This window comes from Aquimarina sp. Aq78, from assembly GCF_900299525.1.
Lineage (GTDB): Bacteria > Bacteroidota > Bacteroidia > Flavobacteriales > Flavobacteriaceae > Aquimarina.
Genome location: NZ_OMKA01000016.1, coordinates 33,854 through 45,734, shown reverse-complemented (window position 1 = coordinate 45,734; position 11,881 = coordinate 33,854). Strand labels below are relative to the sequence as shown.

Annotated in this window: 11 protein-coding genes; 8 read left to right on the top strand and 3 right to left on the bottom strand. The window is 31.6% G+C overall.

Annotated elements, in window-relative coordinates:
* Positions 1-10 precede the first annotated feature (10 nt).
* Positions 11-1,285 (top strand): tetratricopeptide repeat protein, encoded by a 1,275-nt coding sequence (locus tag DG435_RS10675; RefSeq protein ID WP_106794671.1) that lies wholly within the window; start codon positions 11-13, stop codon positions 1,283-1,285.
* A 109-nt stretch (positions 1,286-1,394) separates the two neighbouring features.
* Here DG435_RS10675 and pheT read toward each other — a convergent pair whose 3' ends face one another.
* Positions 1,395-3,821 carry a phenylalanine--tRNA ligase subunit beta gene (gene pheT / locus DG435_RS10670; protein ID WP_106794672.1) on the bottom strand — a complete coding sequence of 809 codons (2,427 nt, stop codon included), beginning with the start codon at positions 3,819-3,821 and terminating at the stop codon, positions 1,395-1,397.
* A 129-nt stretch (positions 3,822-3,950) separates the two neighbouring features.
* Between pheT and DG435_RS10665 the strand changes: the two genes are divergently transcribed.
* The 4 genes from DG435_RS10665 to DG435_RS10650 all read left to right on the top strand — a co-directional run bounded on the left by DG435_RS10665 (position 3,951) and on the right by DG435_RS10650 (position 7,429).
* Positions 3,951-4,154, top strand: coding sequence for a hypothetical protein (locus DG435_RS10665; RefSeq protein ID WP_024772615.1), 204 nt, complete (start codon positions 3,951-3,953; stop codon positions 4,152-4,154).
* 67 nt (positions 4,155-4,221) lie between these two features.
* Positions 4,222-4,884 carry a hypothetical protein gene (locus DG435_RS10660; protein WP_106794673.1) on the top strand — a complete coding sequence of 221 codons (663 nt, stop codon included), beginning with the start codon at positions 4,222-4,224 and terminating at the stop codon, positions 4,882-4,884.
* A gap of 78 nt (positions 4,885-4,962) precedes the next feature.
* Positions 4,963-6,192, top strand: a complete 1,230-nt coding sequence (locus tag DG435_RS10655) for a peroxiredoxin (RefSeq protein ID WP_106794674.1) — start codon at positions 4,963-4,965, stop codon at positions 6,190-6,192.
* A 136-nt stretch (positions 6,193-6,328) separates the two neighbouring features.
* The gene (locus DG435_RS10650; protein ID WP_106794675.1) at positions 6,329-7,429 is read left to right on the top strand and encodes a DUF2911 domain-containing protein; all 1,101 of its coding nucleotides are present in this window, start codon (positions 6,329-6,331) and stop codon (positions 7,427-7,429) included.
* A 76-nt stretch (positions 7,430-7,505) separates the two neighbouring features.
* Here DG435_RS10650 and DG435_RS10645 read toward each other — a convergent pair whose 3' ends face one another.
* Entirely contained in the window at positions 7,506-8,582 is a 1,077-nt protein-coding gene (locus DG435_RS10645; RefSeq protein WP_106794676.1) for a DUF418 domain-containing protein, read from the bottom strand.
* 68 nt (positions 8,583-8,650) lie between these two features.
* The gene (locus DG435_RS10640; RefSeq protein WP_106794677.1) at positions 8,651-9,520 is read right to left on the bottom strand and encodes a GyrI-like domain-containing protein; all 870 of its coding nucleotides are present in this window, start codon (positions 9,518-9,520) and stop codon (positions 8,651-8,653) included.
* Between the two features lie 193 nt (positions 9,521-9,713).
* On the opposite strand from DG435_RS10640, the gene DG435_RS10635 reads away from it, so the two are divergent.
* Genes DG435_RS10635 through DG435_RS10625 form a run of 3 tightly spaced genes read left to right on the top strand, consistent with a single transcriptional unit; the run spans position 9,714 to position 11,821 of the window.
* On the top strand, positions 9,714-10,109 hold the full coding sequence (locus DG435_RS10635; protein ID WP_106794678.1) for a lipocalin family protein: 396 nt from the start codon (positions 9,714-9,716) through the stop codon (positions 10,107-10,109).
* Positions 10,110-10,122: 13 nt separating this feature from the next.
* The gene (locus DG435_RS10630; protein WP_159025759.1) at positions 10,123-11,205 is read left to right on the top strand and encodes a hypothetical protein; all 1,083 of its coding nucleotides are present in this window, start codon (positions 10,123-10,125) and stop codon (positions 11,203-11,205) included.
* Positions 11,206-11,263: 58 nt separating this feature from the next.
* Entirely contained in the window at positions 11,264-11,821 is a 558-nt protein-coding gene (locus DG435_RS10625) for a porin family protein (protein WP_106794680.1), read from the top strand.
* Positions 11,822-11,881: the final 60 nt, after the last annotated feature.

The following is an 11,881-nucleotide window of genomic DNA, read 5'->3' as shown; positions in this document are numbered from 1 at the left end:
AACTCAAGTAATGAAGACTAAATTTTTCGTAGTACTATTTCTAGCTGTTAGTGCTTTTGGATTTTCCCAAAAACAAGCAATAAAATCAGCCGCCAAAGCTTTAAAATCTGGCGATATGGATGTAGCAGCAGAAGCATTACAAGCTGCAGAAGGACAGTTGGATGCTGCCGATGATAAAATGAAGGCAAACTATTATTTTCTTAAAGGTCAGGTTATAGCTGCTTCTGCAGGTGAATCTTTAGATAAAATCGAAAGTGCAGCAAGTGCTTATAATAAAACAATCGAAATTGAAGCAGCAGCAGGAGCATCTAAATATACTGCTGATGCATCACAAAAATTACAATTATTGCGTCAATCTTTAATCGAAAATGCAATTAAAGATCAGAATGCAAAAAATTATAAAGGAGCATCAGAAAAACTTTATTTAGGATATACAACTAATAAAGCTGATACTACATATTTATATTATGCAGCGGGTAACGCTGTTAATGATAAAGACTATGATACTGCTCTAAAATATTACAAGGAATTAAAAGACCTTGGTTTTAGCGGAGAAAAAAAGGAATTTGTAGCAACGCATAAAGAAACTGGTAAGCTTGATGTTTTCGAATCTAAACAAATAAGAGATCTTTCTGTAAAATCTGGAGAGTATATTAAACCAGAAACTAAAACTTCTGAATCCAAAAAAGGAGAGATTGCTAAAAATATTGCCTTGATTTATATGAGCCAAGGAAAAGATGAAGAAGCTGTAGCTGCTATTGAAGAGGCTAAAAAAGAAAACCCTGAGGATTCTGCATTAATGCAGGCAGAAGCCGACGTATATTATAAGTTAGGTAATATTGCTAAGTATAAGGAGATTATGGAACAGATCGTAGCTAACGACCCTGAAAACCCAGATTTACTATATAATTTAGGAGTTAGTGCATCTCGTCTTGGTGACAATGATCAGGCAATGGGATACTATAAGAAGGCTTTAGAGCTAAAGCCAGATTATACTGCTGCTCAAATTAATATTGCTTCTATAATTTTAAGTGGAGAAACTAAGATTGTAGACGAGATGAATGGTTTAGGAACATCTTCAAGTGATAATAGAAAATATGAAGAACTAACAAAAAAGAGATCAGAATTATATAAAACAGCTGTTCCTTATCTTGAAGGAGCTCTAAAAAGTAATCCTGACAATGTAGAAGCTATTCGTACATTGATGAATATATTTTATCAGTTGGATGATCCTAAAGCTGGTGAAATGAAAGATAAACTTAAAGCTTTAGAAGGAGGTAACTAATAGTAGATCCTTTTAATAAGTCATAAAAAAAACCGGAATATACATTCCGGTTTTTTTTATGATCTATTTGAGCACTTATAGAATAGTATCCTAGATTGAATACTGTTATTTATCTAAGTTCAGCTCCTAATTTATTTTCAAAATTATACTGTAACTTGTTCATGATCTTATCAATTTGTTTATCGGTAAGTGTTTTATTATCGTCTTGCAAAATGAAGCTTACAGCATACGATTTTTTCCCTTTAGGCAGGTTTTTACCTTGGTACACATCGAATAAGTTTACATCTTTTAAAATTTGTTTTTCGGTTTGCTTGGCGATAGTGTGAATTTCTTCAAACTTTATAGAATCATCCAATAGCAAAGCAAAATCACGACGTACTTCAGGAAACTTTGGGATACCTGTGTACTTTATTTTGTTGTGTTTTGCATATTCCAAGATAACATCCCAGTTAAAATCGGCATACAATACTTCCTGAGAAATAGAAAAATGTTTTAGTATAGATTTTTTTAGTATCCCAAAATCAACTAATTGTGCTTTGCCAATACTTAAAGAAAGACCTTCTGCAAAAACATCATTCTTTATAGGAGAAGTTTTTAACCTTGTTAACCCTAAGCGCTCTAAAACAGAGTATACTATTCCTTTTAGGTAAAAGAAATCACTAGTTTGCGAACTCATGGTCCAGGTTTCTTTGGATCTATCTCCAGAAATAATAATGCTTAAATGTTTATTTTCTATTCTTTTATCTTCGTAATTATGATATGTTTTTCCAAACTCAAATAATTTAAGATCTGATCGCTTTCTATTGCTGTTATATGACACAGCTTCTAATCCTGAAAATAACATAGATTGTCTCATTACTGCCAAATCATTACTAAGTGGATTTAGCATCTCGACATTATTTTCATCTTTAAGTTGTTCACTTAAGGCAATATAATCAGGAGAGGTAAGCGAGTTGGCTAACATCTCATAAAATCCCTGACCAACGAGTTGATTTGATATCGTATTTTGCACATTATGATCAGAGAACTTATCAATATTTGATATAGAAGCATTTAATTTTTGAGTAAAACCTATAGTGTTATACCCGTATACTCTAAGAATTTCTTCTATAACATCAACTTCTCTTTGTACATCATTTCTATATGCAGGAATCGTAAGGCCTATACCTGTCTCAGTTACACTATTGATTTTAATGTCTAACGAAGTGAGAATTCTTTTAATAGTATCTTGAGGTACTTCTTCACCAATTAATTTTGTAGCATTTTCAAAAGATAAAATTACCTGAAAATCTTCAATTTTTTTTGGATACAAATCCATGATTTCACTAGAAATATTTCCTCCTGCAAGTTCCTGTATCAATAGAGCAGCTCTTTTAAGAGCATATTCGGTGATATTTGGATCAATACCTCGTTCAAACCTAAAAGAAGCATCTGTATTTAGACCATGTCGTTTTGCTGTTTTACGAATACTAATAGGATCAAAATATGCACTTTCTAAGAAAATCGAAGTTGTTCTTTCTGTTACTCCCGAGTTTACTCCTCCAAATACACCAGCAATGCAAAGAGGTTTTACAGCATCACAGATCATAAGATCTTCCTGATGCAATTCTCTTTCTACTTCATCTAGAGTTATAAATTTAGTACCGGCATCTAATGTTTTTACTTCAATTTTATTTCCTTCAATATAATGTGCGTCAAATGCGTGTAATGGTTGTCCTAGCTCATGTAAAACATAATTAGTAACATCTACTACATTGTTTTTTGGAGTAATTCCAATCGCTTTCAATCTATGTTGCAACCAGGCAGGAGACTCACTTACTTTAATATCAGAAATTGTTACACCACAATATCTAGGCGCCAGTTCTGTATTTTTGACCTCTATGTCGATTTTGTTTAACCTGTTTTCTACTCTAAAATTACTCACCGATGGAGTAATGAGTTCTAGATTAAGATCTTTTTGTAGTAATCCTGCTTTGAGATCACGTGCAGTACCCCAATGACTCATTGCATCTGCACGATTAGGAGTTAATCCAATTTCAAACACAGAATCATTTTCAATATCAAATATCTCTGCAGCTTTAGTTCCTACAGTGATATCAGTATTTAAAACCATAATCCCATCATGACTTTTTCCTAACCCTAATTCATCCTCGGCGCAGATCATACCATGGCTTTCTTCGCCTCTTATTTTTCCTTTTTTTATGACCCATTCTTCACCTTTATCATTGTAAAGTTTTGTGCCAATAGTTGCAACAGGAACTTTTTGTCCAGCAGCAACATTAGGAGCACCACAAACAATCTGAACTGGTTCACCACTACCTAAATCTACTTTGGTAATTTTAAGCTTATCTGCATTTGGATGTTTTTCGCAATTAAGAACTTGCCCTATAATAACACCTTCTAGTCCACCTTTTACACTTTGATAGGACTCTATTCCTTCTACCTCCAATCCTAAATCGGTAAGGAGTTCTCCGGTTTTTTCTGCATCCCAATCGATATTAATAAATTGCTTCAGCCAGTTATACGAAATCTTCATTTGTGATCTTTCTAAATTCAGGTGGTAAAGATAATATATTGGGCAGAGGATACAAATAGTTGTAAGTATATCTATAAATAAAATTATGGTATATTTAGAATAGTTTTATTCTAACCAAATTTTAATATTATGAAAACAGGAATTAAGTTATTTACTATTATGTTTCTTTTCGGAATAATTTCTTGTACAGATAAGAAAAAAGAAGAGGAAGAAACCAAAGCAGCCGTAGAAAAAATAGAAGCGGTTGAATCTGAATTAGATCAAATCTCAGAAGAAGTAGAAACCAAAGTAGAAGAATTAGAAGAATCGTTAGAAGATTTGGATAATATCTAAAAAAAACATTTTGTAATAAACCATCATACCTTCTTAATTATTACTAACATTAACTAAAAAAACTAACATGAAATTTATAAAACTAGTATTCGTATTTGTTTTGATTTTTACTTTAGGGAATCAGGTAACAATTGCTCAGGGAAAATCTCAAGAAGCAAAAGAAAAAATAGCTGAGAAAAAAGAAAAAGCTCAGGAGAAGACAGAAAAAAAAGCTAAAAAAGCTCAGGAGAAGGCAAAGAAAGCTAGAGAAAAAGCAGAAAAAAAAGTTGAAAAACTAGAAGAGAAAGTAGAAGAAGCTAAGGATAAAGCTATTGAAAAGGCTGAAAAAGCTGAAGAAAAAGCCGAAAAAGCTTTAGAAAAAGCTGAAGAGAAGATTAATAAGAAGGTCTATGGTGAAAATAAAGAAGGATTAACTGGTAAGGAATTTGGAATGGCTAGAGCTGAAGAAGCTAAGAATATGGTGAAAGAACGTAATGAGGTGTTGAAAAAGAATGAAGAAAGGATAACTAGAGGTAAAGAAAAAATTGAAGCAGCAAAAGAACGCCTGGCAAAAGCAAAGGAAAAGGAAGGAGAAGAAGCTCTAACTCCTGAAGAAATAGCAGAAAAAGAAGCCAAAATCACTAAAGCCGAAGAAAAACTAAAAGCCTTAAAAGAATCAATTAAAAAAGGAAAAGAAAAGATGAAAGAAGGAAAAGAAAAATTAGACAAATTATATGCGAAGGAGCAATAAAAACCTAATAAAATTATAAAAAGAGAATCGTCCGGTAAGTTTTGAGTAACTTTCCGGACTTTTTATACAATAAAAATAATGAAAAAAACAGCCGTATTTATTCTACTTGTAACCACTATTTTTTCTTCCTGTAAGAAAGAAAAACCATCTGATTTGATTGAGTTTAAAAGTGGACCCTGGAAAGCAACTTTAGAAGTTCAGGATAATAAAAAACTTCCTTTTTTGATTGAAGTAATGGAGGATCAAACCTTAAGGATTTTTAATGCCGAAGAAACAATCGATGTAGATGAAGTTATAATCAATAAAGATTCTATACGAATTAAGCTTCCTGTTTTTGAAGGGTATATCGCTGGTCGATTTGTAGATTCGATGACAATTTCTGGAAGTTTTATTAAAAAAAGCCTGGATAGAGTGGTGCCTTTTACGGCAAATTATGGAGAACAGGATCGATTTGAAATTGTTTCAAAATCAAATCATGATATTACAGGAAATTGGGAGACAATTTTTAGTAAAGACAATGAAGAAGATAGATATATAGCCAAAGGTACTTTTAAACAAAATGGAAATATGGTTACGGGTACATTTAGAACAACTACAGGAGACTATCGTTATTTAGAAGGCGTTTTAAATAATGATCAATTACAATTATCAACTTTTGATGGAGCTCATGCTTTCTTATTTACTGCACAAGTTACAGATAGTACATTAAGTGGTCATTTTTATTCGGGTAATCACTGGAAAGAGCCTTTTGTAGCAAAAAGAAATGAGAACTTTAAATTACCTTCTGAAGATTCACTAACTTTTCTGAAAGAAGGATATGATACATTAGAATTTAATTTCCCTGATGTTGAAGGAAATCAAATTTCGCTTAAAGATGATCAGTTTAAAGATAAAGTGGTAATCGTACAAATTATGGGGACCTGGTGTCCAAACTGTATGGATGAAACCAAATATTATGTAGAATATCAGAATAAGCATAAAAACAATGGAGCCGAATTTGTTGCATTAGCTTTTGAATATGCAAAGACCGAAGAAAAAGCATTTAAATCTATAAAACGATTACAGCAAAAATTAAAAGTAACATATCCTGTTCTTTTAGCTCAATATGGAACTTCAGATAAGCAGAAAGCACAAGAAAAACTACCAATGCTAAACCATGTATTGTCATATCCAACTACCATTTTTATTGATAAAAAAGGACAAGTACGTAAAATACACACAGGTTTCAATGGCCCGGCTACAGGTCAAAAATACGTAGATTTTAAAAAGGATTTTGAAGGTTTTGTTAATCAGTTGTTAAAAGAATAGTATGGTTTAACAATCAATTATGACTTTCTTTTTGAGTTTAACACTACCGTAACATTAGGATTGAGATATACCTCTTACATTGTTTAGGTCAGAAATTAGATTTCTCTAAGTGATAATAATTAATCAAAAAAAAGTCATGAAACAATTCAACTTAATTACAACTTGTATTGTGAGCGCAATGATGCTGCTCTCAATTCAAACAAATGCGCAACTTACCACGCCTGAAGGAAGCCAACGTGCCCAAGTAATGCAGCGTGTGGGAACTACCAACATCACAATTGATTATGGGAGACCAAGTGTAAAAGAACGTGAAATCTGGGGGAAACTAGTTCCTTATGGATATAATAATCTGGGTTTTGGAACATCTACAGCGGCACCCTGGAGAGCAGGAGCTAATAGCAATTCGACTATAGAGTTTACTCACGATGTGAAAATCGAAGGAAAAGATATTAAAGCAGGTACTTATGGCCTCCATATTGCACTAAAAGAAGATGGTGGAGCTACGGTTATATTTTCTAATAATTCTACCTCTTGGGGAAGTTATTTTTATGATGAAAAGGAAGATGCTTTGCGAGTAGATGTTAAAACCAAAGAGGCAGCACATACCGAAATGCTAACTTTTTTATTTCCTGAAGTAGAAGCTAATAGTACGATAGCAGCATTGAGATGGGAGAAAAAAGAAATTCCTTTCAAGATCGAAGTGGATGTAAAAAATGTTGTAATGAAAGACATTAAGAATGATCTTCGCAATTCTGCAGGTTTTACTCAGACAAACTGGGATAATGCTGCAAATTATGCTTTTAATGCAGGTGAGTTAGATCAGGCACTAGAATGGGTTGATGCATCTATATCCGGTAGCTTTTTTAGTAAAGAAACTTTTGCTAACCTATCTCTTAAATCACAAATTTTGGCTAAGCAAGGGAAAACAAGTGAAGCTATGACTTTTGTAGATAAAGCAGCTAAACTAGGAAGTACTTCTCAGGTTTTTAGATTAGGAACAGGTTTAATAAGATTAGGTCAAAAAGATAAAGCTCTCCTTGTTTTAAAGGATAACGTAAAAAACAGTAAAGGTGCATGGCCATCTAATTATGGATTAGCAAAAGCATATTCGGCAACCGGGGATTATAAAAATGCTATAAAAGCGATAAATACATCATTAGGCAATGCTCCTGATCGATTTAAAGGAAGACTTAATGGTGATTTAGAAAAACTTAAAAATGGAAAAGATATAAATTAAAGGAGTAATCTATAACAATAATGAAAGACCGTTTAAATTTTATTAAACGGTCTTTGTGTTTTATTTTATGTATAACTTAGTCGGTGAATTTTCTCATTACCCATTCAATAGGACCATATTTTGAATGCTTTTTATTAATCATAGAAAAGATAAGACATACTATAATAAAGAACATGGCGTATAAAAAGGAAAAGTTTACTGTATACTCTCCCATTTTTATAGAGCTAACCATTTCTATAAATCCCATTCCTATTATAACATGTGCAATATAAAACGTTAAGGCAAGTTGTCCCGTATTTTTTAATATATGTATGAAAGTGGTATTCTCATATTTCTTTGAAATTAGAATACAAAATGAAATAAGAAGTATGGCTACACTACTTCCAGAAATCATGTATAGTGGTAATGGTGGCATAGGATCTGTTCCAAGAATTGGAGTTAATTCTGTGATCATTTCTTGGTTTCCCATAGAAAAGAATGCAATTGAGAAATATGATATTATCTGTACAACTACAAATACAGTAAGACTGATCCATAATGCTTGTGTAACTACTCTAGTATTATCTAATTCCATTTTACCAAACCACATTCCTATAATCATAAATGCACTCCAGGGGATTACAGGATGGAAACCATTAAAAAAAAGGTTTTTTAAAAAACCTTTTACAGTCCATAGGTTTATATAGTTCATTTTTGCATAGTCCCATCCATTATCATAATCCCATAATATCATAAGTATAGGATATACTATAATCATTCCTATCGCAATAAATAATAGTGTTTCTGGCTTACTTTTTATTAAAAATATTGCCAGCAGTATATATATCCCATAAAAGTGTAAAATATCCGCTTGCCAGATTGTGGAATAGGATATGCCAATTAAAAAAAGAAATAGAGCTCTTTTGAGAAGTTTGTATTTGTTTCGGTTTAGTTCATCTGCATTATTACGATATGCTGCACCTTTTGTCATTAATGAAAATCCTACACCTGCCAGAACAACAAAGGTTGCAGCTGCTTTACCATCTAATAATCCTAAAATAGTAGTCAAGAATGGATTGTCATGATTTCCAAATACCATTTTAAAATTAACTATAATCATTCCAAAAATTGCCAGTGATCGTGCAACATCAATTCCAATAATTCTTTTTTGCATAGAGCTCTTTTTTGCAAACAAATATAGATGAGCAAATTAGAAGCGTTATTGTTCAATACAGACAATTATTATTTTACAGGAATATAAATCTCGGTAAGGAGTTCTTTTTCTGGAGTATCAGTTTCATCATTAAGATAAAACTCTAAAGTAGGTTTGTCTTCAAATTCTAATTGCACTTCGGTTATCCAGTACCCATAGATTAAATTGTAGGTGTCTGTAGAGCTCTCGTGACTACCTTTGTGTAAGAACTTGGCATATTTTTGTTGAGCTATATGTTTGGTTTTAAATAATCCTTTTAAAGGAAAGTCTATTTCTTTTTCTAGAACAATCCCAGCATTATATCTACAATGTAAAGTGTCTGTGATTGCATCATCATCTAATATTTCACCCAATATAATTGTTTCGTCTTTTAATAAATCATGTTTTGAGGCATATGAGATCAATTGTTTCCAGGTTTTTTCTATACCATTGATATTTTCATAAGATCCTTGATAGGTTAAATATAAAATATCAAAACCAGGAATTTCTTCGAGTTCATAAGTAAGAATTTGTTCCTTATTGTTTTCTAATGAGAAGATGGCTTTTTGGGTAATGTATTGTTTGATTTTGTTCGAATTTCGAAAAGAAGAAGGAGAACATTTAAATTGTTTTTTAAAAGCTTTACTAAAAGCGGCAATGTCACTATATCCAATTTCATGGGCAATATCTGAGATGTTTTCAGATGAAAATTTCAGGTATTCTGCGGCCTTTTCTAATTTTATTCTTTTTATATATTGACCTATAGTTTCGTGATGTAGTGCAAGAAATATTCTGTTTATATTTCGATAAGAATAAAACGATATGTCTTCTATATCTTTTTTACTGATCTCATTTTTAAATTTCTCTTCTATAAAGAGAATTAATTTTTTATAACGTTCCAGTTGTGTTGGATTTCCCATGTTTTATCATTTTAAAGGAAAGGTACTGCGAAATAGTAGTATCAGAGTTGTCTTTTTAGGACAATTAGATATGTTATTCATAGCGTAAAATAAGAATTTTAATGCAATATAGAGATTATACTTTTTTGTCTTAATAGGACAAACGACATAGTATTCATGCTTACTAATTTTGGTTAAAATTTAATAGTAGAACATGAACAATAAAACAAGTATAAAAGCTTTAATGGTAATATTATTCATTTTTTCAATCTATAATGTCAAAGCACAAACTATAGATAAGAATAACCTCTTAAAAAAATGGGATCTGCATACCTATAAGATTGGAGTTAAGAAATATCCGCCATCTAAAAAAGAAAAAAATGACTATATCCTTTTTAAAAAGGACATGACCTTTATCTCTATGTCTGAAGGGAAAAAGGAGAATGGTGCCTGGATGTTAAACACTAATGGTAGTTATATAATGATGACTGATGATAAAAAAGAAAAGGTAAAGGCACACATCCTCGTTTTAACATCTACGAATTTGGTGTTGCGTTTTGATATTAAAGAGATTAGAGAGATAGAGGTTCATTATGGGTTTAATTTATAAAATCAAATTTATAATGAAGCTTATCTGGTATGTATCAATATTTTTCTTGTCTTCTATAGTATTATCTCAAGAAAACATAACCTTAAAAACTGTTCCTTTTCATACAGAAAACTCATCAATATACATAGAACAGGTTTTCGATATTAGAAAAGAGAAAACCTTAGGACTAGGAACTAATAGATTTGGAGAAAAAGTCATTTTTCAATTACACCCAAATGCACCAAGGGCTATTCTGGATTTTATGAAAACTTCTTTTTTGCATGCTAAGGATGCAAAACCAATATATATAAAAGTCGAGGATTTAGAAATTCAACAATCTCAGAGTAGTATAAGTCATATAACGACCAGGGTGTATATAAACTTGGTTTTTTATGAAAAAGAAAATGATAAACTGAAAGAACTTCATGCTGTACGGCATTATGAAGAAGAAACTTTTTCTATATCTGATGAATCAAAAATATTTGAAACCTATGAAAAAAGAATCAGAGCTGCATTAGAATATTGTACCCTAAGTTTTATGAATCATTATAAAAAAAGGAACAGACCAGAATCTACATCAAGAGGTATACAAACAAACGTAGAGGATGTTTTTTATGAAAAATCCAAATCGAAACATGCAGAACGATTAGGAAAATGGTTTAACATGTTGACATATAAAAAAATATATAGCAAGTATAAAGAGGGATGGAAGATTAGTTATATAGGATTTGCTGATAGTGATAAAAACTTCATCATGCCCTTTGTAATATCTTATGATAGATATAGTATAAAACGAAGTTCATTGCTCAATAAAAGCTATACGTCTGTAGATGCTTTTAGTATTGGTGGTGGTTTTGATGGGTATTTAAAAATAGTACCTGGATTATATGCTAATATAAGCCTAGAAGTACCTTTGGGGCTTGAAATCGCAAAAAAAATAGAAGGTAAAAAGCAACACAATTTTCTTATCGGGATAAGCTCTAGGCAGGGAATAAAAATTATCCCATGGAAAGATTATGGTATTGTGATTGGAGCTGGTGTTTTTCAACAAATACAAACTTCTAAAGTGTATACAAAAAACTTCGGATTTGAGCTCGAACTAGGGGTTAATTTTTAATCTGAAAACCGCTTTCAGAACAGTAATGTATTCAATTAAAAGAAACAAATAAATCAAAATGAAGAAAACAATTAAATTAATGTTATGTACAGTGTTATTGGGGATAATAACTATAAGTGCACAAGAAAAACAAAAAGGGATAGAATTTGGAATTAAAGCAGGGGCTAACCTAACCGAATTTAGGAATACATCTTCTAAATTTAAAATAGGAATAATGGGAGGAGTCTTTTCTCAATATAGGCTATCCGAAAAATTAGCAATTCGATCCGAAATACTTTATTCTGCCCAAGGAGCAAAATCAAAGATTAGTTCTGGTAAAATAAAATTAAACTACATCAATATATTACCGGCGATCATAAAATTCTACCCTATTAATAAATTAAGCCTCGAAGCCGGACCTCATGTAGGATACCTGTTAAGTGGTAAAGGAGCAGGTTTTGTAAAGAGTAATTTTAAGAAAATCGATTACGGAGTAGCTTTGGGTATAGGATACTCATTAACTGATAATTTAGAAGTTGGAATTAGATATAACCTGGGGCTAGTTGATATTACTAAAGCGAGTACTACATCACTTAAAAATTCAGTATTTCAAGCCGGTTTAGCTTATAAATTATAATATTTATAATGATTGTGTTGATCAAATTAGCAGTAGAACAGATTATATCATTTATTGTAT